This window comes from Bradyrhizobium diazoefficiens (assembly GCF_016612535.1).
Classification (GTDB): domain Bacteria; phylum Pseudomonadota; class Alphaproteobacteria; order Rhizobiales; family Xanthobacteraceae; genus Bradyrhizobium; species Bradyrhizobium diazoefficiens_C.
Window position 1 is genome coordinate 1,353,507 of the sequence record NZ_JAENXS010000002.1, and the last position, 26,995, is coordinate 1,380,501.

Consider the following 26,995-nt stretch of genomic DNA (forward strand, 5'->3'; position numbering starts at 1 on the left):
GCCGCCGTCGTCATCGCCGGCCATGGATCAGGAACGGATGCTGTCCAATGTGGGTTCTTGACAAGCACCAGTTTGCTGCGAGGGTGCCAAAAGTCGCCACCTCGGGAGCTCCGATGCCCAGCAAGCACAGCCTTAACGTGTCCCTGACCGGCGAACTCTGCGACTTTATTGCAAGACAGGTCGCATCTGGCCGTTTCCGCACGTCGAGCGAGGTCGTCAGGGCGGCGTTGCGCCTGCTGGAAGGCGAGAGCCGTAGTTCCATTGGGGCGCGCAATCCTGGTCGACGCACCCCGGCACTCGGCAAACCAGGCAAGCCTGCGACGCGCGTGGGGAGTTCAAGATCGTGACTGCCGCCTCAGAGTTTCCGATCATCTGTCTGGGAGCCTCGGCAGGCGGGCTCGAAGCGCTGGAAGGCTTCTTTCGCGGCTTACCGGACGATCCCGGCGTGGCGCTGATCATCGTAACTCATCTCAGCCCGGATAGGGAGAGCATGCTCCATGACATCCTGGCGCGCTATACCGACCTTCCCGTGAGCGTCGCCACGAATGGAATGGCCGTCGACAACAACCAAGTCTATGTCATGCCGGCCGACGTCGTGATGACGATCGAGAACCGCAGGCTTTTGGTCAGACGGAACAACAGCCGGCGAGAACGCAAGCCGATCGACATTTTCATGAGTTCGTTGGCTGTCGACATCGGTGAGCTTGCCGGTGGCATCATCCTGTCCGGCGGCGATGCTGATGGCACCCTCGGGGTCAAGGCGATCAAGGAGCGCGGGGGAGTTACGTTCGCGCAGATAGCCGACGGCTTTGGCCCGCAGCATCCCGACATGCCCGATGCCGCAATTTCTTCCGGATTGATCGATTTTGCGATTCCCGTCGAGGAGATGGGCGCCAAGCTGGTCGAATTTGTGCGGACCAATGAACTCCTCGAGCAGATGGCCGGCGATGCTCCCGACGACCTCGAGCATCAAGCGATCGGGCCGTCTTTGCCGGAGATCTATGGAATCCTGCGCAACCAGATCGGACACGATTTCAGCGGCTACAAGCCCAAGACATTCATCCGCCGCGTGCTGCGTCGAATGCAAGTTACCCAGCTCAACACCATCGACGCCTACCTCGAACGTTTGAGGCAGGAACCACAAGAGGTCGGCGCCCTATTCCGTGACCTCCTCATCAACGTCACCAATTTCTTCCGGGACCAGGATGCGTTTGAGGCGCTCGCGGCATCGGTCATCCCCCAACTTTTTGAAGGGCGTGGCGCGGACGACACCGTCCGCATCTGGATTCCGGGCTGTGCCACAGGAGAAGAAGTGTTCTCGATCGCGATCCTGGCACGGGAGCACATGGATCAACTGTCCGCCGTCCCCCGGGTGCAGATCTTTGCGACCGATATCGACGAACGGGCGCTCGCCGTGGCGCGATCCGCCCGCTATCCTGAAGCCTTATTGGACACCGTATCCCCCGAACGCCGAAAACGCTTCTTCATCTCGGATGGCGGCAGCTTCGTGGTTTCCAAGGATGTGCGCGAACTCTGCATATTCTCTCCCCACAGCGTGATCCGGGACCCGCCGTTCTCTCGTATCGATCTCGTTTCTTGCCGAAACCTGCTGATCTACTTCGGCCTCGATGTGCAAAATCAGGTGATCCCGACCTTCCACTATGCACTTCGCCCCGACGGGTATCTCTTCCTGGGCACGGCCGAGAACGTCAGCCAGTTCGCTGAACTGTTCGCGCCGATCGAGAAGCGGCACCGCATCTTCCGTCGCCGCGCGGACAGTGCCTCGACGGTGCGGCTTCCAATCGTCCTTCACGGCTTCCGGGGAGGTCAGACGTCGGCTTCTGCGCCGCGTCGATCGGCGCTATCGGGGCTGGCGTTACGACAAGTGGTCGACGAGCAGGTCGTCGACCGCTTTGCGCCGCCCCACGTCGTCATCAATCGCGACGGTGACCTCATCTACTATTCGAATCGGACGGGCAAGTATCTGGAAGCGCCGGCGGGAGCGCCGACGCGGCAGCTTCTGACGATGGCTCGCAAGGGGCTGCGGCTCGATCTGCGCACGCTGTTTCGAGAAGTCCTGGAGACCGGCCGGGCGGCCAGCCGCAACGGTGTCTCCCTGGAGATCGACGAAGGCGGGGTGCAGGTCGTCAATCTCACGATCGAGCCGTTGGGTGAGCGTAGCGCCGGGGAGCCGCTCTTCCTGGTGTTATTCTCGGATCAGGGACCATTGCTGACGCGCGAGGAAGCGATCAACAAGGCGCAAGCCGGGCATGACGGCGCAACGATACATACCGAGCGCGAGCTTCGCGAGACCCGCGACCGTCTTCAATCCATGATCGAAGAATATGAGACGGCACTCGAGGAATTGAAGTCGTCAAACGAAGAGTTGGTTTCCGTCAACGAGGAGATGCAGTCGACCAATGAAGAACTGGAGGCCTCCAAGGAGGAACTGCAATCGGTCAATGAAGAGCTGCACACGGTCAACGCCGAGCTCAACGGCAAGATAGACGCTCTCGATCGGGCCAACAGCGACCTACAGAATTTGTTTGAAAGCACGGACGTCGCGACTGTCTTTCTCGACAAAAAGCTCGTCATCAGAAGCTTCACGCCTGCCGTCGGCAAAATCTTCAACATATTGCCGACCGACCGCGGCAGACCGATCACCGATCTTTCGAGCCGACTGGACCTTGCAGGCTTTGCGGATCATATCCGCAAGGTCTTTTCAGATGGAGAGCCGATCGAGCGACGCATCGATAGCGAGGGGCACGGCCCCAATTACCTGGTTCGGCTCGCACCCTATCGGGACAGCGATCACAGGATAGAAGGGATTGTGATCACCTTCGTGGATGTGACCAGCCTGACGCGCTCGGAAGCGAAACAGCGCATGCTTGTCGCGGAGCTTCAGCACCGCACGCGCAATTTGCTTGCCATCGTGCAATCGCTGGCTCAGCAGAGCCTCGGAAAGGGCGGATCCTTCGAAGGATTCTCCGCCAGGCTTGCGGCGCTCGGCCGCGTTCAAAGTCTCGTGGGCGGTGCCGCGATCGACCAGATCGAGCTTGGCGATCTCATCCGTCTGGAGTTGCAAGCCGTGGGCGCCGCCGAGCGAAACGTATCGGTCTCCGGCCCGTGCGTCGCCCTGGGGTTTGAACTCGTGCAGACCTTCGCACTCGCCCTGCATGAACTCGCGACCAACGCTGTCAAATATGGGGCCCTGAAGGATGATCAGGGACACCTCAGTGTGTCGTGGCGGCTCCAGACCAACGGCCAAAGCGCTCCAACCCTGCTGCTGGATTGGATCGAGAGTGGGGTCAAGAACCTGGCCAAACCGACCCGAAAAGGGTTCGGGCGAACCTTGATCGAACAGGCGCTCGCCTTCACCTTACGGGCCAAAACCCAACTGTCGTTCGGTGACAATGGCGTTTCGTGCCATATCGAGCTGCCGTTGCCGCCGGCAGAGATCATTGCGAAGCAGGAGCCAGCTGCGTGACGGAGGCCTCACTTCGGGACCGTAGCATTCTCGTCGTGGAGGACGATTACCTTGTCGCGCAAATTCTGGTCGACTTCCTGGAGGAGACGGGCGCCACCGTCGTCGGGCCGATAGGTTGGGTCGAAGAGGCCTTGGCGCTTATAGAAGCTGATGCGTCCCAGATCGACGCGGCCATTCTGGACATCAATCTTCATGGAAGTAGATCCTACCCCGTCGCCGACGCGCTGACCGGACGTTCGATCCCATTCGTATTCGCGACCGGGTACGCGTCCGATGCCCTCGATGGCCCCTATCGATCTCACGGGCGGTGCGAGAAGCCGTTCGACCAAAAGGCTCTTACGGCGGCACTGGAGCAGCTCTTCCGCTAAGCTCTTCTTGACCGGCCGCTCTCATCGCCCATGCTGCTCTCGTTGCAAGGCTCTACTTGGCTAAGATGTAGGAGAAGCTGTTGCAGGATATCCCGCGCGGCTTCCTCCGGAGTCGGGCGCCTGAAGAGGCTGAGGATACGCTTGAGCACAGCAGAAGGAGATCCTTCTATCGAAAGCCACAATGAATTGCCGGCATGGCTCACAAAAGAACATGCGGCCGTCTGGTTTCATCTGTTTGCCGCACTGGGGACAGGTCATGTCGGACCGGCCGCCCAATCATCCACACGACTTGCGACTTCCGCTTGCCGCGCCTTCTTGATGAGGGCGTCCCGCTCGGGCCCCGGAGGCAGGGCGGCGGCCTGTGCCAGAATCTCTTGCGACCACGCCGCCAAGCGATCCTGAAGCGTAAACTGCTGTTTGAAACGACGCCGCTTCTGCATGGCGCGCTCCCTTTGTGATCCAATGGGACAATCCTACTTCGCCCCTTGGCAGAACGGCCACAACATAGGTCAAGTCGTCCGAAATACTCGACTCTCCAGCTAAAGTTTGCCGTTCTGGCTGCTTACTCATTCTGCGCCGGAAACGAACGACCCTCATGACTATGCCCAATGGACAAGGCGTAGTCTTCGAAAGCGCATTGATAACGCAATGTCGGATCAGGCGCTGATGAACACAACCTTGGTTCGTCAATCCGATTGCGCATCACCACGTTTGCCGCCGATGCCTTAGCCGTCGACGGTTTTTTCAATCTCGGTCGATTGGATGTGGTAGCCGCCCTTGAGCATGGCGGCTGGGTAGAAGGCACGCATCCGCAATCTTCGCCTCGGCGGCATTTGTTCGCAGGAACGCAGGAGACAAAGTGAAGACGGGCTGGACAGCGATGCGAACGCTTGCGTCCGTCAACGCCACATCGTCGGCGCACTCTTCAGTGCGTCCCGCCCCGCTTCCCTGATGTTTTCCGGAGTGCTCTCACGGCCCGCTGCCGCCAAGATCTGCGCAGCCACGTGGGCGCGAGTGGCGGTCTGATAGCGGTCGATATGCAGGCAAACTTCGTCCAAAATGGTGCGCAGCAGCGCTCTCGTATCGGGATCATGCATGGGCAGCCCCCCTGAAACTGACACGATCCCACATGTTCGGCGGGTCGTCCTTCACACGGGTTAATTGCTGACCGATGCTGCGTTGCAAGATAAGCCGTCGCCGCATGACTACGGGCACGACAGTTGGAACGAACTTAACTTAGGTTAATTGTGCCTGACAGAGGCACGCCATGAGCAAGCAAAGCGAAGATCTCAGACAGCAGGCACGGCGGGCGGCGAGACTTGCTGGCACCATCGGCAGCCCCGACGACGCAAAGGCCTTGAAGACTCTTGCGCAACAATTTGATGAAGATGCGGAGCGCATTGAGAGATCGGAGCGACCGCCTTCTGTGTTATAGCCCAGTGCCACTTCCGATGGGCCCTAGCTGGCCCTCATTTGGCTAGCGTGGCTCGCAGATGCTGTGAAGCTTTTCGCGGAGCGTCTTTTTGCGGCGGCTCCATACTGCCGCGCTTTCGTTGAGTTCAGGTCGAACAATCTGCAACAACAATCGATCGTTGCTTGGCAAAGTCTTCCAAAGCTCTGCCGAGGCGCCGACCCGAGACCGCGGTCGCGAAAAGTTACATTGGCGACAGACCTGTTTATGGGGCCGGGATGCCTGCCCATTGGGAACGGTCGCGCTCGGGAGTAATTATCGACCCAATGCCGACATGATCGACCAGTAGCCCTCCGGTTTCGCCGCGCCACGCCGCGGGGGCTTTCCTGAAGGAGCCTGCATGAGTGACCGCACAGGAAATGAACCTTCACCTTTGGCGCTATTCGGTTTGGCGGTTATTCCGATAATCGCGGTATTGGCATGGTTCGCGTTGGGATAATTCTCGTCGACGACCGACATCCACGCAGGATTGGGCGGCCTCAAGCAATGAGAGGGAGCCAACCTCTTCGAACAGGCGCCGCACGAACACCAGCCGCGGCACGCGTCCGTTGAAGGCCATGTAGGCCTATCTGCTATGGCAAGATGTGCCGGACACGCCAAGTCAACGCCACGTCGGGGCTGTCAACAAAGCACGGGTACCTCGCGCGGCAGCAACAGTAGCGGTGTGAATTCGCGAACCGCACCAGTTTCGCACCAGTAATGACTTGAATGAAACGCAATGAATGCGACCAAACCTGAACGAAAATACAGCAAAATCAACAAAGCCGACCCGTTATCTTGCCGCTCATAACGGTCTGCTTGCAGGTTCGAACTCAAAGAATAAACGCTCACTAAGTTGCCCAAGATAGCCGCGCCATATACGGCCTACTTGCCGATACGAAGAGCCGCGCCCGCCGAGCGCTCCTTGAGACCTAGCCCAATGAACACTCCATTCCTTTTGACGGCGCAGTACGGTAGCAAGGCCATCATCCCGATTGAAGACGTGTGTCGGGATTACTTCTCACATCTGAATACCACCAAGCTGGTGCAGAAGATCAGCGCAGGTGAAATAGCGATCCCTCTGGTGCGAATTGACGCAAGCCAGGCAGCCTTGACGAAGCGAGCGCCTCTCCTTTTTTGGGGCCCTCAGCGAGTTTCTTGAAACCCGCTGCGCGCCTTCGCCCGCGCGCAAGCTAAAGCTCCAAGTAAACTGATCGCTGCGGCTGATGCCGCTGGCATCGTCGGGTTGGAAGGCAATCGGGCACACCGCTGGTCCGCCGTCATAGATGGTGTCAAGCCGCAGGGCTCCGGATCGCGCGTTGCGTACGCCGGTGGAGGCGCCCTCGAGCACGGCAATGGACAGCGAAGTCGAGACGGTATCATGGGCGACCAACTGAAGGAGGTAGGTGCAACCCGAGGGGATCTCGGAATTTTCCCACGCATCGAGGCCTTGCTCGGCTGCGCCGCCCGGCCAATCGAACTCGAAATCCATTCGCTTGGCCAAGCGTGCCATCAATTGGCGCAACCTTTCCACTCCGCCGGTGACGCTGCGCGGCGACTTGCCGCGCGAGTTGTCGCCGCCGAATTGCAGCCGTACACCCAAGATGCAGTGACTGCTCGCCTCGCGCGTTACCGACGCGCCGACGGCGGCAGCAATTTCGCCCTGGGCTCGATCGTCCTCATGTGAACCCGGCTCTTCCAGAAGCCCACGAGTTTGGATCTTTTTGCAATCATGCGCCCGTAGGACATTCGTGCTGCGTCAATGAGAGAGGAAGCTCCGCAAACGAATATCTCCGACGGACGAACTCGCTTCGCGCGTGGTCGACCACCTCTCGCTAATGTCAAGCCTACTAGCGTCGGACTCCGCCTATTTCAGGAGCGGACGCCTTCTCCTTGATCTCGCCAAAAGAAGCCTACTTACATTGGCTGTCGTAAGATTCTCTTTGATCTTCTGGTGCCTTCTACCAACTAGAATATTTGAACTCCCGCTCCAATCCATCATGGGGAAGTTTGAGCTAGTTCCAGCAACCGACGTCCCATTAGATCCAATAAGGACGCCGTCGTTCAATCAATTACAACACAGAAATTCCCCCCTTCCCCCCTCCCCGCGACGACCGACGCCCCACCACAGGTTCAAAGCCGCGACGTGCAATCTTCTCAAATTGCTTTTTCAGGCGATGGCCTAAACGGTCAGAACGCTCCTCCGTAGACACCTGTCCGGCTGGGACCCAAGCCACCGCCTGTCGCTTGAGGGACAAACAACTGGCGGCAATATAGATATTTTATATATCACTTATTGACATAATACCATCATTAATTAGGATGCAGGAATGATGTTTGATACTCGCTTTTTTGCGCGCGCGCGGCCGTACCGATGATCACTTCGGCGCAACTGCGAGCGGCGAGGATTCTATTGGGGATGGATCAACGGCAGTTCGCGGACCTGTCGGGTCTCTCGGTACCTACGATCCAGCGAATGGAGGCGAGCGAATCCATGGTTAGGGGAAATGTCGATTCGCTCATGAAGTTGATCGCGGCATTCGACAGGGCGGGAATCGAGATGATCGACGAAGGTGCTGCTAGCACTGGAAAGGGCCGAGGGGTGCGCCTGGCGGTCAGGGTCGGACTAGGCAAGGGTTTGCTGGCCGGCGGTTCTGACAAGGCGCAGTCTGACGGCGGGAAGACCCCCGCATGATATCGGCTACTGCTTTGCAAATGTCATGCGTCGCGGCGTTTTTGGCGCTTGCCGTCGTGGCGATCGTCTTGAGCCGCGCCCGGGAAGCCTCCGTCGTGATCTACGGCATTGCGATCGTGATTTCGGCTGTCGCAACGGTGGGTTCGGCAAGCTGGCTGCTCAGGGGCGGCCCGGAAACCTCGACCGTCATCTTACCGATCGGACTCCCTTGGCTCGGCGCCCATTTCCGTTTGGATAACCTGGCCTCGTTTTTCCTCGTCGTGGTCAATTTGGGGGGGACGATGGCGAGCCTATACGGACTCGGATACGGTCAACACGAACCCGTGCCGCACCGCGTACTGCCCTTCTTCCCCGCCTTTCTGGCCGGCATGAATCTCGTGGTGCTGGCGGATGATGCGTTTTCCTACCTGCTTTGCTGGGAATTCATGTCACTCGCGTCCTGGGCCCTCGTCATGGCGCATCACCGTGAGACGGGCAACGCCAAGGCAGGCTACGTCTATCTGGTGATGGCATGCTTCGGCACGCTCGCATTGCTGCTGGCCTTCGGCCTGTTGGCAGGACCGGCCGGAGGCTACGGATTTTCAGACATTCGGGCCGCGCAACATACGCCCAATGCGGCCACGCTGGTGTTGTTCCTGCTGTTGCTCGGAGCCGGGTCAAAGGCTGGACTCGTGCCGTTGCACGTTTGGCTGCCGCTCGCGCATCCTGCGGCACCCAGCCACGTTTCGGCCCTGATGAGCGGCGTCATGACCAAGGTCGCGATCTACGGTTTCATTCGCGTCGTGTTCGATCTGCTGGGGCAACCGACCTGGTGGGCGAGCGTGATCGTGCTCTCCCTCGGCGGTATCACCGCTGTGATGGGGATCCTGTACGCGATGATGGAACAAGACCTGAAGCGGCTGCTCGCTTACAGCACGATTGAAAATGTCGGCGTGATTTTTGCGAGTCTCGGCCTTGCGATGGCCTTCCAAGCCAACGGCCTAAAGTTAATGGCTGCACTCGGCTTCACCGCTGCGCTGTTTCACGTTCTCAACCACTCGCTCTTCAAGAGCTTGCTGTTCTTCGGGGCCGGCGCCGTCCTCACCTCGACGGGCGAGCGCGACATGGACAAATTGGGCGGTCTTATTCATCGCATGCCGTTCTCAAGCTTCGCCGTTTTGGTTGGTTGCGTCGCGATCTCGGCGCTTCCGCCGTTCAACGGCTTCGTTTCGGAATGGCTCATGTTCCAGACCGTGCTGCAAAGTCCGGATCTGCCGCAATGGGCGCTTAAGATCACGGTCCCCGCGGTCGGAGCTTTATTGGCTCTAGCGGCCGCGCTGGCAGCCGCCTGCTTCGTCAAGGTCTATGGCGTGGCCTTTCTTGGACGTCCACGCAGCACGGCAGCGGAAACAGCGAATGAAGTCGACCGCTTCTCGCTTTCGGCAATGTTCATCCTCGCCGCATTATGCTTGCTGGCCGGAATCCTGCCGGGGTTCGTGATCGATGCGCTTTCGCCGATCACGGTTCAGATCCTCGACGGGCGCATGCCGATCCAGGCCAATGAAGCCTGGCTTTCGATCGTCCCGATTGCGGAGAGCCGCAGTTCATACAACGGGTTGCTCGTGATGGTATTCATCGCGATATCCGCGTCGTTCGCCGTGTTTTTCATTCATCGCTTTGCCTCTCATGCGCTGCGGCGCGGACCGGCCTGGGGCTGCGGTTTTACTGATCCGACGCCTGCGGCTCAGTATTCCGGCGCAAGTTTCGCCCAACCGATCCGACGCGTTTTCGGCACGCTGGTGTTCCACGCCCGCGATCATGTCGAGATGCCCGCTCCCGGAGACATCAGGCCGGCACGGCTCAGGATCGAATTGCACGATCTGATCTGGGAGAGAATGTACGAACCTATCGCCGGTGCGGTCGGCGCGTCTTCCGAAAAGCTCAATCGCCTGCAATTTCTGACCATTCGGCGATATCTCAGTCTCGTCTTTGCCACGCTCGTCACGCTGCTGCTGGTGCTCGCGATATGGTCGTGATCTCGGACATCGTCGTGCAGGGTGTGCAGATGCTGCTGGTGCTGCTGCTTGCGCCGCTATTGACCGGCTTCGTGCGCAAGATCAAGGCTCGGCTGGTGCGTCGCAAAGGCGCTTCGGTGTTTCAACCCTATCGCGACCTGCTGCGGCTGCTCCGCAAGGAAGTCGTGCTGGCGGAGAACGCCTCGTGGTTGTTCCGCGTCACACCCTATGTGACCTTTGCCGCGATCTGGGTCGCCGCCGCTTTGGTGCCGACTTTTGCAACCGGTCTCTTGTTCAATTGGACCGCCGACCTGATCGCCATCGTTGCCCTGTTGGGAAGTGCACGCTTTTTCCTGGCGCTCGCGGGGATGGATGTCGGCACCAGTTTCGGCGGCATCGGCTCCAGCCGCGAAGTCATGATCGCAGCGCTTGCCGAGCCGGCGATGCTGCTGATTTTTTTCTGCCTGGCGCTCGTTGCCGGCTCGACCCAACTCTCGACGGTGGCAAATGTCATGGCCTCGTCCTACGTGGGCTTGCGGGTCTCGCTGGGAATGGCGCTCATCGCGCTGATCATGGTGGCGCTCGCCGAGAACGCGCGAATCCCGGTCGACAACCCGGCCACACATCTCGAGCTCACCATGGTGCATGAGGCGATGGTTCTCGAATACTCCGGGCGCCATCTCGCAATGATCGAATTCGGTGCGTTTCTGAAGCTGTTGCTCTATATCTCGCTGATCGCCTGCGTGTTCCTGCCCTGGAAGATCGCCGTCTTCGGCACCGGCCCGTTGTCGTATGCCATCGGCGCTGGCGCCTATCTCGTCAAACTCGCGGCTGCCGGATTTCTACTTGCGTTGTTCGAAACCGCGACGGCGAAAATGAGAGTTTTTCGTGTTCCTCAGTTTCTCGGCGCCGCGCTTATGCTGGGCTTGCTCGGCACGCTGCTCTTGTTCGTGTCGAGGAGTTTCTGATGCAGATGCACAGCCTCTCCTTCGACGTCTCGCACACGCTCGCCGGCGGACTGGTCCTGATCAGCTTCATGATGCTGTACCAGGACCGGCTTTATTCGCTGCTCAACGTCTTTGCGCTTCACGCGTTGGTGCTCGCGTTTTCCGTCGCTTGGCAGGCTTATATCCAGAATGCGCCTCATCTCTACGTGACCGCGGCGATTGCGCTCGTCTTCAAGGCGATCGTTATCCCGGTGGCGCTGCACCGCATCGTCCAGCAGCTCGGGATTCACCGGGACATCGAGTCGGCCGTGGGGATCGGCCCGACCATGCTGGCCGGGATGGGGCTGGTTGCCCTCTCCATGGTTCTGATGCTGCGGGTCACCGCCGATGCCGACCCGCTCGCGCGCGAAGATCTCGCCTTCGCACTGTCGGTCGTGCTGCTCGGGCTGCTGGTCATGGTGACGCGGCGCAATGCCGTCAGTCAGGTCGTTGGATTCATGTCGCTTGAGAATGGACTGGTGCTGGCGGCTACCGGTGCCAAAGGTATGCCGCTGGTCGTCGAGATCAGCGTAGCCTTCTCGATCCTGATCGCCTTCATCGTCATCGGCATCTTCCTATTCCGAATTCGCGAGCGCTTCGATTCCGTGGACGTCTCCGCACTCGACGACTTCCGGGGCGAGCGGCGATGAGCGTATTCTCCTTCGATCCTGTAACGGCTGTCCTGCTGATTCCGATCGGCTCGGCAGTGTTGCTCGCCGCGTTGCCCGGCTACCGGCTGACAGCGCGGTTAAACGTCGTTGCGAGCCTGGCGACATTTCTTTCGGCGCTTTCGCTGTTCGTGATCGAACGTCCGCAGCCCGGGCCGTACGTGCAGATCGACGATCTCAACATCGTCTTCATCGTGCTCAATACGTTCGTGGGTTTCACGACCAGCGTCTTCAGCGCGAGCTACATTGCGCACGAGATCGAAACAGGGCGCTTGACCCCGGTCTACCTGCGTTTCTACCACGCCATGTATCAGACCATGATGTTCGGCATGAACCTCGCTTTCGCGTCGAACAACATCGGTCTGATGTGGGTGGCGGTGGAAGTCGCGACCCTGACGACGGTGCTGATGGTCGGCATCTATCGCACCCACGCCGCTTTGGAGGCGGCGTGGAAATATTTCATCCTGGGCAGTGTCGGAATAGCGTTCGCGCTGTTCGGCACGATCCTGGTCTATATGGCGGCGCGTCCGATCGTGGGTGAGGGCCAGGACGGCATGGTTTGGACGGTGTTGATCCAACATGCAGCGAATTTTGATCCTGCCCTGCTTAACGTCGCTTTCATCTTCCTGTTTCTCGGATACGGGACAAAGGTTGGGCTCGCGCCGCTGCATGCCTGGTTGCCTGATGCGCACGCCGAAGGTCCAACGCCAATATCCGCGGTATTGTCGGGGCTGCTGCTGAACGTTGCGCTCTATGCGCTATTGCGCTTCAAGATATTGCTTACCGCCAATCCAGCGGCGATCGCTCCCGGCCCCTTGATGGTGACGATGGGCCTGCTCTCGCTGGTCTTCGCGTCGTTCATGCTCTACCGCCGCCGCGACATCAAACGCCTGTTCGCCTATTCCTCGATCGAACATATGGGCATTATTGTTTTTGCGTTCGGAATGGGGGGCCCGCTCGCTAATTTTGCCGGGCTGCTGCACATGGTGATGCACAGCCTGACCAAGTCGGCAATCTTCTACGCGGTCGGCCATATCTCGCAGATCAAAGGCACGCAGAGGATCGCCAATATCCGGGGCCTGACGGTGACTCATCCGGCGCTCGGCTGGGGTCTGGTCATAGGCGTCGTCGCGATTGCCGGACTGCCGCCGCTTGGCATCTTCATGAGCGAATTTCTCGTGGTCAGTTCAACCTTTGCGCGGCAGCCGCTGCTCGCTCTCGCGCTGGTGTTCGGGTTGTTGCTTGCGTTCGGCGCATTGACTTTGCGCCTGACCAGCGTTGCATTCGGCGAACCCCGCGGCAGCAAGAAGCCTGCGGAAGCCTCTTACGTGCCAATGTTTGCGCATCTTGCGCTTGTCTTCGGCGCGGGAATCTATCTTCCCGCGCCGCTCGTGGTCTGGTTCCAGCACGTGGCCCGCCTGCTTGGATAGTCTGGAGATAACGAGATATGCCGTCGCTGATTGATCTGACCCTGGAGGGCCGCGCGATAGAGCAGCATCACCCGTGGCCGCGTGCGACGGTCGATGCTTCGGTGTGGGAATTTGCAGCCAGTGAACTCGCCCATGGGCGTTGGAGCCTGCTCGGCCTTTGGGGTGAGCCGTCTACGGTGCACATGGCTATCATGGACGGGGATACGGCTGACATCGCGATAGTCAGCCTCGATTGCCCCGAACGCAACTATCCTTCGGTTGCCAAGCACCACCGGCCGGCCCTTCGACTGGAGCGCACCATCCACGATCTGTTCGGACTATCGGCCGAAGGTTTGCCCGATGCCCGCCCCTGGCTCGATCACGACCGTTGGGGTATCCGCTTCCCGCTGGGAGATCGCGTCAAGGCGTTGTCGATGGCGGCTCCATACCGTTTCTTGGCGGCGGAAGGCGACGGCCTGCATCAGATCGCCGTCGGTCCGGTGCATGCAGGCATCATCGAACCCGGACATTTCCGCTTCACGGCCAGTGGAGAGACCGTGGTTCGGTTGGAGCAGCGGCTTGGGTATACCCACAAGGGTGTCGATGGGTTGATGATTGGAGCTAGTCTCGAACGGGCCGCGCAGCTTGCGGGCCGCATATCGGGAGACAGCACCGCCTCCTATTCCTACGCGTTTTCGCGGGCGGCCGAGGCGGCTCTGGAACTCATTGTGCCGGATCGCGCCGTGTGGCTACGCGCCCTGATGGCGGAACTCGAGCGGCTCGCCAACCATCTCGGCGACATCGGCGCAATCTGCAACGATGCCTCATTCGCACTCATGCACGCTCATTGCAGCGTCCTGCGCGAGAGCGTCCTGCGCGCATCCCGTAACGTATTCGGCCATCGATTGATGCGGGATATCATTGTACCCGGCGGCGTGACCCGCGACATCGACGATCCAGGGATAGAGGCCATCCAGTCGATGCTGGATAACATCCGCCGGCGTTTTCCGGCCTTGCTCGAACTATACGACAACACCGCGTCGCTCCAGGATCGTACGGTCGATACCGGCGTGCTCAAACCTGCGCTGGCCAGGCAATATGCCGCCGGAGGTTACGTCGGCCGCGCCTCCGGGCGCGCCTTCGACGCGCGCAAAGCCCTTGGCTATCCGCCATACGACAGCTTGAGCTTTGACGCGCCGGTTCTGAACGAGGGCGATGTCAACGCCCGGGTCTGGATCCGGATACGCGAGGTCGAGCAGAGTGTTTCACTGATCGACCAGATATTGGACCGCCTTCCCGAGGGCCCAACGGGCACCCTTGCCGGGCATCGGCGGGAGCCACGGGAGGGCATGGCTGTCGTCGAGGGATTCCGGGGTGACATCCTGGTCTGGCTCCGCCTACGGGATGGCCAAGTAGAACGATGCCACCTACGCGACCCATCATGGTTCCAATGGCCGCTGCTCGAGGCGGTGATCGAGAACAATATCGTCGCCGATTTTCCACTCTGCAACAAATCGTTCAATTGCTCCTATTCCGGACACGACCTTTAGGGGGAGGCGATGCGCAAACTTCTCTTTCAGAGTCTCTTTAGAGGTCCGCTTACGGAGCAAGCGCCCTCCCAGAGCGAAACTGCCGTCGAAGAACTCGCGGCCGCGGTCAAGCATGCTGCGCGGTCGCGGCTCGGTAGAAGTCTCTCGATACGGGAGGTCGACGCAGGATCCTGCAACGGCTGCGAGCTTGAAATTCACGCTTTGAACAACGCCTATTACGACGTCGAACGCTTCGGCATTCGGTTCGTCGCCTCACCGCGCCACGCCGACGTGCTTATGGTCACCGGGCCCGTGACCAAGAACATGAGCGACGCGTTGGAGCGCACCTATCTCGCAATGCCCAATCCAAAATGGGTTGTAGCCGTCGGAGATTGTGCACGCGACGGCGGGTGTTTCGCCGGAAGCTACGCAGTGGTCGGGGGCGTCTCACGGGTTATTCCCGTCGACCTTCATATTCCTGGCTGTCCGCCGGCACCCGCAACGATCTTGCAGGGACTTTTGTCTCTCCTCGATCAAGCGGCCAACAAGGCCGCGACACCGAGCCGTGGCGGCCAAGCACATGAATGAGGCACATGAATACGGTGCGTAACAGCCCCGCCCTGCTGGCTCCGGAGAAACTGGGGTTGTCGCGCCGCCGCTATCCAACCCGCGCGTCGCGCCGTCACCGCCGTGGTCAAATTTTCTGCAGCTGGTCAAACTCTCCAGACTATCGGGTCCTTGCCACGGCCGCCCGCGACGCGCCGGCCTTAGGCTGTCGGGGACGGATCATCTTCGGGGTTCCGATATGCTCCCTGAGTCGAACTCCCCGACCGCCCGACGTACTCGATCCGCCAGGCCCGATAAGCTCAATGCCGGCCCCCTCCAGCGCCGAAACAAGCTTCATGAGTGAGTCCACGTTGCCCCTGATCACACCATCGCTCGCCTCCATCCGCTGAATTGTAGGCACCGAAAGGTCCGCGAGCTCCGCCGTCTTGCGCTGATCGATGTTGAGAAGGGCCCTTGCGGCCCGAAGTTGATTTGAGGTGATCATCAGAAAAGAAGCCAGCCCTTGAGACGGTAAAGAGTAGTATATACGATCTAAATCGTGTTCTCAAGTATCGAAACATATATGCAATATATCAAAACGGACTAGACAAGATGTCTTAAACATTAGTCATAACGTTATAAGCACTCATATCGCTGTCTTTCTCATACTTTCTACCGTATTTGCAGTTATGCTACGACAAGCGCCGGGCGACGGCCTAGTAGCCCTCACAGGTGGGTCTGGGCATGCTCCTGCTCGGTAGATTTCAAGGCAAAAATGGACAGATCGACGTTGTCGAGTGCTCGCACGACGGCACCCGCGTCTATTCCGAAGAGGGCGTGCGGCAAAGCCAGGCTACGCCGAACGGCGAGAGTGTGTTTACATACATCAACATCATGGAGACCTTTCTCGATCGGTCCGCCAACGTCTTGATACTCGGCTGCGGCGGCGGAAATCTCGCGACACGCCTGACAAGACTCGGCAAGCATGTGACAGTCGTCGATATCAATCCGCTTTCGTTCACGATCGCGCGTAGATTCTTCGGCCTGCCTGGCGACATCGTCTGCATCACGTCGGACTTCCGAAGCTACGTTCGCGATTGCCGCAGCTCGTACGATGCGATCGCAATCGACGTGGGCGGCCCTGGCTTCTCTTTCGCGACCGAATTCGACGAATGGACTTGCGACGCAATTCGATCTCGGTTGGCGCCAGCTGGGCGCGTCGTGATGAACGCTCTGGTCGTGCATGACATCGATCCGAATCCAGACCGCATTACCGCCCGTCTTTCAGGGAACGAACTCCATTCATGGATCGTGGACGAGCCTGGAGTCAGCGATCGAAACGCCATTATCGCCTGCCTTCCCGAAAAGGTGTTGCCTGCACCGGGGCCGCTGATGCGCATTCTGCAAGCCTCCGATGAAAAGTGGGTCGTCCGCAGGTCCAGGCTTCGCAAATACGATCTTGGATCGCTGCGTCGGTCCTCATGAGCGAAAGGCAGGAAGTCCGGATCACCAGCGTTGGAGTTGCGTCTTCGCCAAGAATCGGACCGGCCAACGTGGGGGAGAAGGGCGCACGCGTCGCTATATCGATGCCTGCTTGATTCGCTCGCGGCTAAGCGGCAGGTCCCTTATCCGTTTGCCAATCGCGTCCGCAACCGCGTTGGCGACCGCCCCGGCCGCCGGGCCTTGGCCGGTTTCGCCTGCTCCGAGGAAAGGCAGCCCCGGCCGGTTGATGAGGTGAACCTCAATGCTGTCCGGCACCTGAGCGAACCGCATGATCGGATATGTGGACCAGTCGATGCTGGTGATGCGCGTGTCGTCGAAACTGACGCTTTCATACAGCGTCCAGCTCGCCGATTGCAGGATCGCTCCCTCGACTTGGTTGACCAGTCCGTCGGGATTGACTATTTGCCCGCTGTCGACTGCGGCAACGGCGCGCGCGAGCCGCGTGCGGCCGGAGTCGCGGTCGACCTCGACTTCAGCCGCAATCGCGCAATAGGCCGCGAGGTTCTTGTAGCGGGCGAATGCAAAGCCGCGGCCGCGACCGGCTTTCCTTTGATAACTGCTCCAGCGGAATTTCTCGGCGGCGGCTGCGACGACGTCTCGCGCACGCGGATCCTCCAGGTGCTTCAGGCGGAATTGGACCGGATCTTGACCTGCCGCCTCGGCAAGCTCGTCCATGAAGCTCTCGATCGAGAACACGTTCATGTAGGCGCCGAGCGCCCGCAACGCGGAAACCCGGAGCGGCATCGTCGGCAAAAAGTGGTGCACCACGCGTGCGTTCGGAAACTTGTAGAGCGGGATCGCATTGCGGTCGCCGCCTCCCTCGGGCAAGGGCAGCGGCTTCGGCGCGGGGACGGCGAACGCATCAGCGAGGTGCTGAGCTGCCAGCAGCGAACCCGCGCCGCCGGGCCGCATCGAATGCGTGTTGCTCCAGACCTCGTGATACCAGTCGCGGATCGCGCCGTCTTCTCCGAGGCTGGCCGCGAGATGGGTCACCATGGCAGGGCCGTAAGGCTCCCAGCCATGCTCCTGCTCGCGCATCCACTGAACACGCACCGGCACACCGGGATAGCCGCGCGCGATCAGCGCGGCATCCGCTGCCGCATCGTCGGCGCCGTTGTGTCCATAACAGCCGGAGCCTTCGACATGAATGCAGCGGACGTTCTCCTTCGGCAGGCGCAGCATCTCGGCGATAGCATCGCGGTCAGGAAAGACGCCCTGGGTGTGGGTCCAGACGGTCACCTCGTCTCCGCTGGCCTGCGCCACCGCACACGATGGTCCGATCGAGCCATGTGACTGGTAGGGCCGGGTGAACCTGGCCTCGAGCCTGCGTCCGCCGCTGCCCCCCGGCTGCCCCTGCTTCAGGATCTCGAAATCCTGCGACGGCAGCGAGGTGATGGCGTCACGCAGCTCAGGGAGCCGCGGCAAGGTGGCATGCTCCTCCCACGTCGCCGCGGCCGCGAGACGCCGCATCGCCTTGACCGCCTGATACTCGCCTTTGGCGATGACGGCGAGGAAATTGCCGTCGCGCACCACCTTGACCACGCCGGGCGCCCTCTCGACCTGGCTCGTATCGATCGAAACCAGCCGCGCTCCGTAGCTCGGCGGCCGGATAATTCGCGCGTGCACCATATCGGGTGGTCGCATATCCTGAACGTAGGCGGCGCCGCCGGTGACTTTGGCCGGAATGTCCACGCGCCGCACCGCGATGTTCATCACCGCGAAGGTGCTTGGATCTTTCAAAGGTGAGTTCGGCTGCGCCCGAACGTGGAGCATCTGGTCGGCTACGAGCTCGCCGTAGGACAGCTTGCGTCCATCCGGAGCTGTCACGGCCCCGCCACTGGTCTTGAGCTGATCTGCCGGCAGACCCAAACGCCGGCCGGCCTCGGCGATCAGGAGCATCCGGACCTGGGCAGACGCATGCAGGATGGCGGTACCGCTGTCCTGCATGGAATGGCTGCCAGCCGTAAATCCCTCGTTCGCGGTCAGCGCGGTGTCCGCGGTCTGCAGGGCGAGAGCCGCAAGCGGCACATCGAGCTGTTCGGCCGCCACCTGCAGCAGCGCGGTCTTGATGCCCTGCCCGAGTTCGGCCTTTCCGGTGAAGACCGTGATCGCGCCGTTGGCGTCGATGCGGATCCAGCTGTCGAGCAACGGCGCATGCTTCAGGCTGCCGGGTAAGGACTCCGGCGGTGGCACGCGCGCACCGGACGGGACATGCTGGGCCGCACCGTCCTCCTGTGCCAGCACCCGCGCCGCGGCGAAGCTGACGATCAGCGCACCGGCACCGGCGACAACATGCCGACGGGAAAGAACGACGGGCATGCCGGTCATGGCGACGCCCTCCCGCTTGTGCCGGCGTCCGCCGTCTTCATCAGCGCTGCTGCGCGCTTGATGGCTCGCATGATGCGCATATGGGTCCCGCAGCGGCAGAGGTTCGGCTCCATCGCGGTTCGGATGTCAACATCCGACGGGCTGGAATTCTTTCTCAGGAGTGCCTGCGCCCGCATCATCATGCCGGCAATGCAGTAGCCGCACTGCGCAGCCTGTTCCTCGATGAAGGCACGCTGCATCGGGCCTGGCGAGCCCTCTGTGCCCAAGCCTTCGACGGTGGTCACCTCCTTGCCGGCAGCGAGCAGCAGCGGCGTCAGACAGGAAAACACCGCCTCGCCATTGAGCAAGACCGTACATGCGCCGCATTGGCCAAGACCACAGCCGAATTTGGGGCCGTTCAGCCCAAGCTGGTCGCGCAGGATATAGAGTAGAGGAGTATCGGGCTCCGCACCGAGCGTGTGCTCGTGCCCGTTGCCGATGAGCTTGATCATCGCACCTCCCGCTGGCTGACGACGCCGAGAGCCGGATCGGTGCTCGGCGCCGGATAGATGCCGACGTCGAACTTGCCGGTGCGCGCATCGCGGATGTCCTGATCAATGTTCGTCCAGGCTGGTCCGTCACTGAACCGCTGCCGGACATAGGTCACGAGAGCCCGGAGTTGCTCGTCGCTCATGGCCTCGCTGAAGCCCGGCATGATCGGGCTGCGCAGACCATTGGACGGTGGCAGGCCCCAAAGCACCACATTGATCAGATTGCGGGCCGTGGGGCCGTTCGGCCCCGTGCTCCGCGCCAGATCGATTCCGCCATACGGCACGGCGCGCCTACTCTCGTGGCATGGTGCGCAGGTCGCGGTATAGATGGCACCGCCCGTGGTCGTCATCGTCGGTGTCGTGGTCTCGGTGTCGCCGCTCGTCGATCCCGCGCCGCGACCAACCTCGGTCGTGGATTTGAGGATTGCGCGTCCTCGCTGCGCCCGCTCAAGCGAAGGTGGGCCGGCGATGTCGGCGACGTACGTGGCCATCGCCGCAAGGTCGTCGTCGGGCAGCACGCCGAGATTGTCGATGACCGGCGCCATGGGACCGCGCGCGGCGCCGTGCGCGGCATGCCAGCCGTGGCGGAGATAGTGAAAGAGAGCATCCTTGTCCCAGGGGACGGAAGACGGCGAGTTGGCGTTCAGCGCGTAGGCGGTCCAGCCCTCGGCCTCACCACCAGTGTAGGGTTTGTTGCGCTGCTCAGCCCCGAGGGTATTGCGCGGGGTGTGGCAACTGCCGCAGTGGGCAAGGCCCTCGACGAGATAGGCGCCGCGATTCCACGCCGCATCACGCTGAGAGTCTGGCTGAAATACGCCCGGGCGGAAAAACAGGAGCTTCCAGCCGGCGACCGCAAAGCGCAAGTTCAAGGGAAACCGGAGATCGTTGGGAGGTGCCTCCGCGCGCACCGGCTGACGGGTCATGAAATAGGCATACAGCGCACCGATATCTTCGCCGGTGACGTGCGTGAAGTGATCGTAAGGGAACGCGGGATAGAGATGTCGGCCTTCCCGGTCGACGCCATCGTGCATGGCCCGCGCGAACGCCGCCTCCGACCAGCGGCCGATTCCGGTCTCGGCGTCAGGTGTAATGTTGGTCGTAAAGATCGACCCGAACTGGGTCGGAATCCGCAATCCACCGGCGAAACTCGGCCCGTTGGCTCGCGTATGGCAGGTGTTGCAGTTGCCGATCGACGCGAGCACGTCGCCGCGACGCACGAGCTCCGGATCGAAACTGGATGCCTTTGGCGGATCGATCGCGGGGATCGCGGAATGCCAAGCGAACACGCCGTAGCTGCCGGATACGAGCACGACCAGCAAGACCACCAAGCCGATCAGCCGAGATAAGACCATCCACACGTGTCCGCCGCGCCTGAATTTGACAACGGCGCCCGATCGCCCGAGTTCCTCACAGCGTCCCACCGGCTTTTCTCGTCAGGACCGAAGCTGGAATTGCACGTCCCACAACGCATTTAGTCCCAATGCAGTTCATATAGTTGCCGACCGAAATTAACCCCGGGATGGTTTCGTTGCGACATCGGACGGAGTGTCTTCAACGTCGCAAGCAACGTATTTGCGACCCACGCGTTCTCCGCTGGATTCACGGCTTCACAAGATCGCAGTTCATGACGGCATTCGAACATGGCACGCGTCCTGATCGGCACGTCCGGCTGGCATTACCAGTCCTGGCGCGGCTCCTTTTTTCCGGAAGGTTTGCCGCTGAAACAGCAGCTTCGTTTTTACGCCAGCCAGTTCGAGACCACCGAGCTGAACGGTGTCTTCTACCGCACACCGACGCCCGAGGCGGTGAAGGCTTGGCGGGAGCAGACCGGCGAGGACTTCATCTTCGCCTGGAAGGCGTCCAAATTCATCACGCATTGGAAGCGTCTGTCCGATGCCAGCGAAAACAGCCTCGCGCTGCTGGAGGATCGCGCTTCCTTACTTGTCGGCAAGGTTGGTCCGATCCTGTTCCAGCTGCCGCCGCAGTTCGAAGCCAATGCCGACAGGCTTGCCTCCTTCTTCAAGCTGCTGTCGAAGAAGCGCCGCTACAGTTTCGAGTTTCGGCATCCGAGCTGGTATCAATCCCGCATCCTGCGGATGCTGGCGGACGAGAACATCTCGCTCTGTCTGTCAGATCATCACGATGCACCGGCGCCCTGGAAGCGCACAGCCGACTTCGTCTATGTGCGCGGTCACGGCCCAAGCGGGCGTTACCACGGCCACTACACCAAGCCCACGCTCGCGCAATGGGCGAGGCGCATCACATCCTGGAAGCGGCAGGGCTGCGACGTCTATGTCTATTTCGACAACGACCAGAAGAGCGCAGCGCCAGCCGATGCGCGGAAGCTGAAGGCGTTGCTCGAGCCCACGCTCAGGGACCACCCGCAACCGAACCGGCGATCACCATGACGAGATCGGCAAGATCGACCTTTCCGTTGACGATCAGCTCCTCCGAGGAACCTTCAACCTTCAGCGATTGCGGCCGGTTGGCCGCCTGACGCATCAACTCGTCCAAAATTGCTTCCTTGAGTTTTTCTTCCAGCATCGGCTTTCCCTCAGGTCGCCATGGCGCGGCAGGACTCGGCACACGATCGGCACATCGCGACGCATTCATCCATGCCGCCAAGGCGCTCGCAGTCCTGCGCACATTCGGCGCAGATCTCGGCACACTCGCCGCAGGTATGCTTGTGATGCGGGGTGTTGATGAGCATAAAGTGCGCTGATGTCCGGCACATTTCGGCGCACGCCATCATCAGGCGGAAATGCTTCGGCTCGACATGCTTTCCGCCGGTCTCAAGGCAGTGGTTCATGGCCGTGCCGAGGCAGGCCTGATAACAGCTCATGCAGAGCTCGATACAACGGGTCATATCTTCGATACGGGCCATCTATAGTAACTCCCATTGTCCTGGAGACACGCCCCGCCAACCAAAGCCACGCGCAGCGCTTGGTTCCTGGAGCCAGACTTGGTTGCGTTCTCTTCATCTCCTCCTCTGAAAGCGCTCTAGGACCTCGTTCCCCGGCGCCGCGCACGAACGGCGCGGTAGCGCGCGTTGGTCTGGGGCTTGATGAACAAGGCTGCGACGCTAGGATGTCGCTTGCGGATCTCATTCTCGATCGAGATGACGGACTGTTCGATGTCATCAGCGCGCCTGTCGTCCGCGAACTCGACGCTCAGCGCGGCAACGACTTCGGCCGGCGATAGTTGCACGGTCAGGAGTCCGTTGGCCCGAAGCACGCCGGGCGAATGACGTGCGATATCGAGGATGGAGCGCGACAGTTCCGTATGAGCGGGCTCGCCGATCAAGAGACTCATGCTCTCTCTTGCGAGCCCGATGGACGCAACCCCGAGCAGGAGGCCGATCAGGATCGAGCCGACGCCATCCCAGACCGGCTGCGCCAGCAACATCGCCGCGGCGGTCGTTGCAGCCGCAATCACGATACCGACCAGCGCGGCGCTGTCTTCCAGCAGCACCATGAAGGCCGGAGGGTCCTTGCTGCGCACGAAGGCTTCGTACCAGCCAAGCCGGGCGTGCTCCGACCCGAAGTGGCGCAACGCAAACAGCCACGAGACGCCCTCGAACACGAACGATAGGCCGAGCACGACGAAGCTGATGACGGGATCCTGTATCGGCTCGGGTGCAGTCACATGCAGGACGCCCTGATAGAGCGAGACGCCGGCGCCGAGCGCGAAGATCAGGAGCGCGACGATGAAGCTCCAGAAATAGAGTTCGCGCCCGTAGCCGAGCGGATGGGATTCGTCGGGCGGACGGCTCGCGCGGTAGTAACCATAGAGCAGCAGCACCTCATTGGTGGTATCGACCACCGAATGCACGGCCTCGCTCATCATCGCGGAGCTTCCGGTCCAGGCGGCGGCTGCGATCTTGGTGGCCGCAACCAGGCTGTTGCCGACGAGCGCAGCATAGACGATAGTCTTCGACGATCCTTCTGCGGCCATTTCACCAAAACTCTCTGTTCACATCGCCGAGTCCATCCGCACCGGTCGGACGTCGAGCGGTTCGGCGGTCTCACTTCGGAATTGGATCGGACAGGCCGGCTCCGGGGTGCTGGAGCCGCCCGCTCCGAGCCAGCTTCACGGCGTGGCCCAACGCGCGGGCTGCATTCAGCACCTGCTGTTGGAATGCACGGTCTTCATCCAGATCGTCATGCGACGTCGCGTACGGCTCCATGTAGCCGACATAGCCGTCCATCTCGCCCAAGCGGCCGGCGGAGATCAGGTGCATGTCGGTCAGCCAGTCGGACAAGGTTCTACGCACGCCTTCAGCGCCGACGCTGTCGCCGTGCACGACGAGCCCGAAATGGCGCCCGGCGAGATGGCGCGGATAGGGCCAGCCCTTCAGCTCCAGTGCCTTGGCCTCGGTGACTTTCTTGCCGTGCGTCGATGTCGGATCGGGATTACCGCCGTCGGCGCAGACCAGACGATCCATCATCGCCTTGAGTCCGCCCGGCACGTGATACCAGTTCACCGGTGTCACGATCAGGATGCCGTGCGCTCCGACCCAGAGCGGGTAGATCTCGTTCATCCAGTCGCTACTCTGGCCGAGTGAATAGTTCGGATAGCAGCTGCACGGCCAGTGGCACAGCGGCATGGCCGTGGAGACGCAGGATTTGCAAGGGTGGATGTTCACGCCAAGCTCGGACGTGAGGCGCGACAGATCCAGGATATCGACGACAAAACCCATCTCGGCGAAAACGGGCTCGGCCAGATTGACCATGCGCCAGGTCTTGGACATCTCGCCGGGACAGGTGTGCTCGCTGCGGGCTGAGCCGTTGATGATGAGGATCCGCGGCACGCTACTGGCATCGTCGTGCCGCCGCTGCGCCTCGATAATGGCGGCGCGCGTTGCCAGCCAATCCGTGGCAAGATCGTAGTCGGGATCGGCGAAGCCAGGGCCCGCCTTCCGCGTCACTGGCGACTTGCGCGAATGGCTGTAAGCGTCCCAGGCCGCGCCTACGATCGCATCGAGCTCCCGCTTAAGGGAAGCAAAGGCGGGATCGATGAACTGGCTTCTGTAACGCCGCTCGAATGCCTCGCGCGACAGCTTGACGGGCGGCATCCCTTTGCGAACGTCCGGTTCCGTCATGCTGCTCCTCGTGAGATTGGTATGATCGTGCCAACCCGAGAGACCACGGTGCGGTTCCTCGGCGCGATCTTCGCCGATCCCTTCCGCGATCAGGACGCGAATTCGCGTTCTCGCGGCGCGGCACGCCCGAGCTTTACCTCAATGCTTCACCCTCAATTGAAAGAGGGTGCAGGGAAGACCGGGTGCCGGCTGGCACCCGCGGTCCACTGTGCGAAATTGCAGATAGAAGAACTGCACAGCGGCACACAGGTGAAGCCAAAACATCCGGCCTTCCCTGCGCAGTGGTTTGACGGCTTATGTCGTGATCTCCCCGGGGAGCGATGCACTATTGCCCCCGTCGCCTTGCGGATGACTGATGCGCATGTCCGGTCGGACAGCACGCATCACCACAGACTTGGCGCACAGGCTCCGGGCGCCAGGACCACACGATTTTGCCGTACGCCGATCACACCGGTCGTGCGCGCGACAGCCTCGCTCACGGTTGCCCGCCCTGCAAAACCCTTCGCGCCGATGTGACCCACGCCCACCGCAATCCAGCCCGCGTTCGTGACGATCGCGATCGCCCCTCTTCCTTGGACCGGAGTAAGCGACACATACGCCGTTTCCGAATTTCGGTAAAGTGGAATATTTTTGGCCGCGCACATTGCCCCACGCCTAGCGTGTTTTGTCCGTCAGGTAACGCAAGGTCTTGTAGCCCAAAATCGAACCAAAACTGCCAAAGAGGTAGATTCCGATACCGCCGGGCGCGGTATCGCACCGGGTATGCAGATCCCGCGCAGCAAGTCAGGACCGGCCCGGCTTGAGCCGGGACGGTCCCGAGCGGACTACCACTCCACCCAATCATCACCGCGCCAGTAGCCTCGCCCCTCGTGCTCGCGGAACGTGATACCCGGACCAGCCCTCCAGGAGTCCTCGTGAATAATCACGCCAGCACCAGGTGGATAAGCGTATCGCTCGTGAGTGTGCCAACAAACGTCGCCGGTGCACACCACCGCCGCCGATGCGCCCATTGTGGAACCTATCAACAGTCCGCAGCAAACAGCCGCTGCTCGAAGACTGCTGAATGGGGTCATGTGCCTTCTCCTTTGAATACTGCCCCGGACGAAATGCTGCATTGGCAGCGACGTTCCTGTCGCCGAGACGTTCGATTCTAGATCGAATGGGAACATCGGGGACCACGCGGCGATTGCAGCACAAGGCTCGGCTGGTACCGCCATGAACCACCTCGACCTTCCGGGCGGGCAATAGCGTGTGTTGGGTCTTGCAGCCGATTGCCCGAAGTCCCGACATCGTGATTTCGAGCCATAAAAGGAACCTCTGCTTTCGATTTTGGTTGGCGGCCAATCAGTGAAAGGATGGCTTCAATGAGAGTTTGCGATGCAATGACTCCCAGCGTTCAGCTCTGCACTCCGCAAGACAGCATCAGGGATGCGGCCGAGGCGATGACGGCGCTCAATGTTGGACTCCTGCCCGTGGCAGACAACGACCGTTTGGTGGGAATGATATCCGACCGCGATATTGCTACACGCGGTGTAGCGATGGGCCGAGGTCCGGATGCGCTGGTGCGCGATGTCATGACCACCGATGTCAAATACTGCTTCGAAGACCAGGACCTCGATGAGATTACCCGCAACATGGCCGATATTCAGGTGCGGCGGTTGCCCGTGCTCAATCGAGACAAGCGGTTGGTCGGCATCATTGCGCTTGGCGATATTGCCGTTTCCAAGGCAGGCGACGGCGCAACAACGGCCCTGTGTGGAATCTCGCAGCCAGGCGGACAACACGCGGGCTCGGTCATCGGCTAAGGCAATAGGTCGAGCTTAAGATCAGCAGTGGAGTCCGCGGGCTGACACCTTGAAAATTTTCGGGGAACGACTGCCAAGGACCAATGTTATCAACACAGAGCAAATAGCTTTTCAAAGGCGCAATCCTTGAAGAGCGAAAGCCCGAGCCCCGTCATTCACATCATGTGGTGGCGGGGTCTTCTTTTGCGGGCGAGAAAGTCGGAAACCCATGAGGCGCTGGAGGGTTGTCCACGCGCACCTAGCGAAAGTAGGCAACATGAACCGAGTTCTATGGTCAGCCGTGCTGGCAGTTGCGTGCGCAACGGGAACAAGCAGCTTTGCTGCCCCTCTGGTTCATTCGTCCGAGATAACGGAGGGAACAACCGGGGTGCAGCAGGCGAGACTGGTTTGCGACGACTACGGCAATTGCTATCGGACCGGAGGCCCACGCTACATCGAGCGTGATTACTATGACGATTACTATGGTCCGCGCGGCCCAGGTTTCGGCGTCTATGCGGGTCCGAGATACTACGGTGGCCCGCGTTTCGGCTTCGGGGTCGATATTGGCCATTGGTAGTGCGGGCCAACCGAGCATCCTTGAACGCGTCTCAGGCCTC

At 60.8% G+C, this 26,995-nt stretch carries 28 protein-coding genes; 18 read left to right on the top strand and 10 right to left on the bottom strand.

The features are described from left to right. Positions 1-113: 113 nt before the first annotated feature. The 3 genes from JJE66_RS23365 to JJE66_RS23375 are packed head-to-tail and all read left to right on the top strand — an operon-like array spanning position 114 to position 3,855. Positions 114-347, top strand: coding sequence for a type II toxin-antitoxin system ParD family antitoxin (locus JJE66_RS23365; RefSeq protein WP_200516833.1), 234 nt, complete (start codon positions 114-116; stop codon positions 345-347). After that, a complete protein-coding gene (locus JJE66_RS23370; protein ID WP_200516834.1) occupies positions 344-3,487 on the top strand; it encodes a CheR family methyltransferase in 3,144 nt (1,047 codons plus the stop codon). Before JJE66_RS23365 ends, JJE66_RS23370 begins: the two co-directional genes overlap by 4 nt. Before the next feature lie 35 nt (positions 3,488-3,522). Further along, positions 3,523-3,855 carry a response regulator gene (locus tag JJE66_RS23375; RefSeq protein ID WP_311979949.1) on the top strand — a complete coding sequence of 111 codons (333 nt, stop codon included), beginning with the start codon at positions 3,523-3,525 and terminating at the stop codon, positions 3,853-3,855. Between the two features lie 254 nt (positions 3,856-4,109). Here JJE66_RS23375 and JJE66_RS23380 read toward each other — a convergent pair whose 3' ends face one another. Next, entirely contained in the window at positions 4,110-4,295 is a 186-nt protein-coding gene (locus JJE66_RS23380; protein ID WP_200516836.1) for a hypothetical protein, read from the bottom strand. Between the two features lie 459 nt (positions 4,296-4,754). Continuing rightward, complete coding sequence (locus tag JJE66_RS23385; protein WP_200516837.1) at positions 4,755-4,952, bottom strand: hypothetical protein; 198 nt, start codon at positions 4,950-4,952, stop codon at positions 4,755-4,757. 170 nt (positions 4,953-5,122) lie between these two features. On the opposite strand from JJE66_RS23385, the gene JJE66_RS23390 reads away from it, so the two are divergent. The 10 genes from JJE66_RS23390 to JJE66_RS23435 all read left to right on the top strand — a co-directional run bounded on the left by JJE66_RS23390 (position 5,123) and on the right by JJE66_RS23435 (position 15,174). Continuing rightward, positions 5,123-5,290, top strand: a complete 168-nt coding sequence (locus tag JJE66_RS23390; protein ID WP_200516838.1) for a hypothetical protein — start codon at positions 5,123-5,125, stop codon at positions 5,288-5,290. 955 nt (positions 5,291-6,245) lie between these two features. Further along, positions 6,246-6,467 (top strand): pyocin activator PrtN family protein, encoded by a 222-nt coding sequence (locus tag JJE66_RS23395; RefSeq protein WP_200516839.1) that lies wholly within the window; start codon positions 6,246-6,248, stop codon positions 6,465-6,467. A 219-nt stretch (positions 6,468-6,686) separates the two neighbouring features. Beyond that, complete coding sequence (locus JJE66_RS23400) at positions 6,687-6,992, top strand: hypothetical protein (RefSeq protein ID WP_200516840.1); 306 nt, start codon at positions 6,687-6,689, stop codon at positions 6,990-6,992. A gap of 687 nt (positions 6,993-7,679) precedes the next feature. Then, the gene (locus tag JJE66_RS23405; protein WP_200516841.1) at positions 7,680-8,000 is read left to right on the top strand and encodes a DNA-binding transcriptional regulator; all 321 of its coding nucleotides are present in this window, start codon (positions 7,680-7,682) and stop codon (positions 7,998-8,000) included. Beyond that, positions 8,000-10,015, top strand: a complete 2,016-nt coding sequence (gene hyfB / locus JJE66_RS23410; RefSeq protein ID WP_200518707.1) for a hydrogenase 4 subunit B — start codon at positions 8,000-8,002, stop codon at positions 10,013-10,015. Before JJE66_RS23405 ends, hyfB begins: the two co-directional genes overlap by 1 nt. Continuing rightward, positions 10,006-10,962 carry a respiratory chain complex I subunit 1 family protein gene (locus JJE66_RS23415; protein WP_200516842.1) on the top strand — a complete coding sequence of 319 codons (957 nt, stop codon included), beginning with the start codon at positions 10,006-10,008 and terminating at the stop codon, positions 10,960-10,962. Before hyfB ends, JJE66_RS23415 begins: the two co-directional genes overlap by 10 nt. 5 nt (positions 10,963-10,967) lie before the next feature. Then, positions 10,968-11,630 (top strand): hydrogenase-4 component E, encoded by a 663-nt coding sequence (locus tag JJE66_RS23420; protein ID WP_200518709.1) that lies wholly within the window; start codon positions 10,968-10,970, stop codon positions 11,628-11,630. After that, on the top strand, positions 11,627-13,078 hold the full coding sequence (locus JJE66_RS23425) for a hydrogenase 4 subunit F (protein ID WP_200516843.1): 1,452 nt from the start codon (positions 11,627-11,629) through the stop codon (positions 13,076-13,078). Before JJE66_RS23420 ends, JJE66_RS23425 begins: the two co-directional genes overlap by 4 nt. A 17-nt stretch (positions 13,079-13,095) precedes the next feature. Beyond that, positions 13,096-14,607, top strand: a complete 1,512-nt coding sequence (locus JJE66_RS23430; RefSeq protein ID WP_200516844.1) for an NADH-quinone oxidoreductase subunit C — start codon at positions 13,096-13,098, stop codon at positions 14,605-14,607. A 9-nt stretch (positions 14,608-14,616) separates the two neighbouring features. Further along, positions 14,617-15,174, top strand: coding sequence for an NADH-quinone oxidoreductase subunit B family protein (locus tag JJE66_RS23435; RefSeq protein ID WP_200516845.1), 558 nt, complete (start codon positions 14,617-14,619; stop codon positions 15,172-15,174). Between the two features lie 139 nt (positions 15,175-15,313). Here the strand turns inward: JJE66_RS23435 and JJE66_RS38180 are convergent, their stop codons facing one another. Continuing rightward, positions 15,314-15,637, bottom strand: a complete 324-nt coding sequence (locus JJE66_RS38180) for a helix-turn-helix transcriptional regulator (RefSeq protein ID WP_246756516.1) — start codon at positions 15,635-15,637, stop codon at positions 15,314-15,316. Between the two features lie 239 nt (positions 15,638-15,876). Between JJE66_RS38180 and JJE66_RS23440 the strand changes: the two genes are divergently transcribed. Beyond that, entirely contained in the window at positions 15,877-16,617 is a 741-nt protein-coding gene (locus tag JJE66_RS23440; RefSeq protein ID WP_200516846.1) for a spermidine synthase, read from the top strand. Between the two features lie 93 nt (positions 16,618-16,710). Here JJE66_RS23440 and JJE66_RS23445 read toward each other — a convergent pair whose 3' ends face one another. The 3 genes from JJE66_RS23445 to JJE66_RS23455 are packed head-to-tail and all read right to left on the bottom strand — an operon-like array spanning position 16,711 to position 20,845. Next, the gene (locus tag JJE66_RS23445) at positions 16,711-18,963 is read right to left on the bottom strand and encodes a molybdopterin cofactor-binding domain-containing protein (RefSeq protein ID WP_200516847.1); all 2,253 of its coding nucleotides are present in this window, start codon (positions 18,961-18,963) and stop codon (positions 16,711-16,713) included. Then, positions 18,960-19,454, bottom strand: coding sequence for a (2Fe-2S)-binding protein (locus JJE66_RS23450; RefSeq protein WP_200516848.1), 495 nt, complete (start codon positions 19,452-19,454; stop codon positions 18,960-18,962). Before JJE66_RS23450 ends, JJE66_RS23445 begins: the two co-directional genes overlap by 4 nt. Further along, positions 19,451-20,845, bottom strand: coding sequence for a cytochrome c (locus tag JJE66_RS23455; protein WP_200516849.1), 1,395 nt, complete (start codon positions 20,843-20,845; stop codon positions 19,451-19,453). The genes JJE66_RS23450 and JJE66_RS23455 overlap by 4 nt, the downstream gene beginning before the upstream one ends. Before the next feature lie 288 nt (positions 20,846-21,133). On the opposite strand from JJE66_RS23455, the gene JJE66_RS23460 reads away from it, so the two are divergent. After that, on the top strand, positions 21,134-21,901 hold the full coding sequence (locus JJE66_RS23460) for a DUF72 domain-containing protein (protein WP_200516850.1): 768 nt from the start codon (positions 21,134-21,136) through the stop codon (positions 21,899-21,901). Here JJE66_RS23460 and JJE66_RS23465 read toward each other — a convergent pair. The 4 genes from JJE66_RS23465 to JJE66_RS23480 form a co-directional block, all read right to left on the bottom strand. After that, a complete protein-coding gene (locus JJE66_RS23465; RefSeq protein WP_200516851.1) occupies positions 21,864-22,037 on the bottom strand; it encodes a hypothetical protein in 174 nt (57 codons plus the stop codon). The genes JJE66_RS23460 and JJE66_RS23465 overlap by 38 nt on opposite strands. Before the next feature lie 10 nt (positions 22,038-22,047). Next, positions 22,048-22,377: a four-helix bundle copper-binding protein gene (locus tag JJE66_RS23470; RefSeq protein ID WP_200516852.1), complete on the bottom strand. Its 330-nt coding sequence runs from the start codon at positions 22,375-22,377 to the stop codon at positions 22,048-22,050. Between the two features lie 116 nt (positions 22,378-22,493). After that, on the bottom strand, positions 22,494-23,447 hold the full coding sequence (locus JJE66_RS23475) for a cation diffusion facilitator family transporter (RefSeq protein ID WP_200516853.1): 954 nt from the start codon (positions 23,445-23,447) through the stop codon (positions 22,494-22,496). Between the two features lie 70 nt (positions 23,448-23,517). Next, complete coding sequence (locus JJE66_RS23480; protein ID WP_200516854.1) at positions 23,518-24,594, bottom strand: flavodoxin family protein; 1,077 nt, start codon at positions 24,592-24,594, stop codon at positions 23,518-23,520. A 21-nt stretch (positions 24,595-24,615) separates the two neighbouring features. Here JJE66_RS23480 and JJE66_RS23485 point away from each other — a divergent pair, with 21 nt between their 5' ends. From JJE66_RS23485 to JJE66_RS23495, 3 genes are all read left to right on the top strand, one after another. After that, positions 24,616-25,110, top strand: coding sequence for a hypothetical protein (locus tag JJE66_RS23485; RefSeq protein WP_200516855.1), 495 nt, complete (start codon positions 24,616-24,618; stop codon positions 25,108-25,110). Between the two features lie 848 nt (positions 25,111-25,958). Beyond that, entirely contained in the window at positions 25,959-26,399 is a 441-nt protein-coding gene (locus tag JJE66_RS23490; RefSeq protein ID WP_200468512.1) for a CBS domain-containing protein, read from the top strand. Positions 26,400-26,766: 367 nt separating this feature from the next. Then, on the top strand, positions 26,767-26,955 hold the full coding sequence (locus JJE66_RS23495; protein ID WP_200516856.1) for a hypothetical protein: 189 nt from the start codon (positions 26,767-26,769) through the stop codon (positions 26,953-26,955). Positions 26,956-26,995: the final 40 nt, after the last annotated feature.

Excerpts from the sequence above, each read along its gene's own strand:
- JJE66_RS23445 (WP_200516847.1), bottom strand. The coding sequence starts at position 18,963 with ATGACCGGCATGCCCGTCGTTCTTTCCCGTCGGCATGTTGTCGCCGGT.
- JJE66_RS23475 (WP_200516853.1), bottom strand. The coding sequence starts at position 23,447 with ATGGCCGCAGAAGGATCGTCGAAGACTATCGTCTATGCTGCGCTCGTC.
- JJE66_RS38180 (WP_246756516.1), bottom strand. The coding sequence starts at position 15,637 with ATGATCACCTCAAATCAACTTCGGGCCGCAAGGGCCCTTCTCAACATC.
- JJE66_RS23390 (WP_200516838.1), top strand. The coding sequence starts at position 5,123 with ATGAGCAAGCAAAGCGAAGATCTCAGACAGCAGGCACGGCGGGCGGCG.
- JJE66_RS23420 (WP_200518709.1), top strand. The coding sequence starts at position 10,968 with ATGCACAGCCTCTCCTTCGACGTCTCGCACACGCTCGCCGGCGGACTG.
- JJE66_RS23435 (WP_200516845.1), top strand. The coding sequence starts at position 14,617 with ATGCGCAAACTTCTCTTTCAGAGTCTCTTTAGAGGTCCGCTTACGGAG.
- JJE66_RS23365 (WP_200516833.1), top strand. The coding sequence starts at position 114 with ATGCCCAGCAAGCACAGCCTTAACGTGTCCCTGACCGGCGAACTCTGC.
- JJE66_RS23380 (WP_200516836.1), bottom strand. The coding sequence starts at position 4,295 with ATGCAGAAGCGGCGTCGTTTCAAACAGCAGTTTACGCTTCAGGATCGC.
- JJE66_RS23405 (WP_200516841.1), top strand. The coding sequence starts at position 7,680 with ATGATCACTTCGGCGCAACTGCGAGCGGCGAGGATTCTATTGGGGATG.
- JJE66_RS23490 (WP_200468512.1), top strand. The coding sequence starts at position 25,959 with ATGAGAGTTTGCGATGCAATGACTCCCAGCGTTCAGCTCTGCACTCCG.
- JJE66_RS23485 (WP_200516855.1), top strand. The coding sequence starts at position 24,616 with ATGATCGTGCCAACCCGAGAGACCACGGTGCGGTTCCTCGGCGCGATC.
- JJE66_RS23460 (WP_200516850.1), top strand. The coding sequence starts at position 21,134 with ATGGCACGCGTCCTGATCGGCACGTCCGGCTGGCATTACCAGTCCTGG.
- JJE66_RS23455 (WP_200516849.1), bottom strand. The coding sequence starts at position 20,845 with ATGGTCTTATCTCGGCTGATCGGCTTGGTGGTCTTGCTGGTCGTGCTC.
- JJE66_RS23465 (WP_200516851.1), bottom strand. The coding sequence starts at position 22,037 with ATGCTGGAAGAAAAACTCAAGGAAGCAATTTTGGACGAGTTGATGCGT.
- JJE66_RS23480 (WP_200516854.1), bottom strand. The coding sequence starts at position 24,594 with ATGACGGAACCGGACGTTCGCAAAGGGATGCCGCCCGTCAAGCTGTCG.
- JJE66_RS23385 (WP_200516837.1), bottom strand. The coding sequence starts at position 4,952 with ATGCATGATCCCGATACGAGAGCGCTGCTGCGCACCATTTTGGACGAA.
- JJE66_RS23400 (WP_200516840.1), top strand. The coding sequence starts at position 6,687 with ATGGGCGACCAACTGAAGGAGGTAGGTGCAACCCGAGGGGATCTCGGA.
- JJE66_RS23425 (WP_200516843.1), top strand. The coding sequence starts at position 11,627 with ATGAGCGTATTCTCCTTCGATCCTGTAACGGCTGTCCTGCTGATTCCG.
- JJE66_RS23430 (WP_200516844.1), top strand. The coding sequence starts at position 13,096 with ATGCCGTCGCTGATTGATCTGACCCTGGAGGGCCGCGCGATAGAGCAG.
- JJE66_RS23450 (WP_200516848.1), bottom strand. The coding sequence starts at position 19,454 with ATGATCAAGCTCATCGGCAACGGGCACGAGCACACGCTCGGTGCGGAG.
- JJE66_RS23415 (WP_200516842.1), top strand. The coding sequence starts at position 10,006 with ATGGTCGTGATCTCGGACATCGTCGTGCAGGGTGTGCAGATGCTGCTG.
- JJE66_RS23395 (WP_200516839.1), top strand. The coding sequence starts at position 6,246 with ATGAACACTCCATTCCTTTTGACGGCGCAGTACGGTAGCAAGGCCATC.
- JJE66_RS23440 (WP_200516846.1), top strand. The coding sequence starts at position 15,877 with ATGCTCCTGCTCGGTAGATTTCAAGGCAAAAATGGACAGATCGACGTT.
- JJE66_RS23470 (WP_200516852.1), bottom strand. The coding sequence starts at position 22,377 with ATGGCCCGTATCGAAGATATGACCCGTTGTATCGAGCTCTGCATGAGC.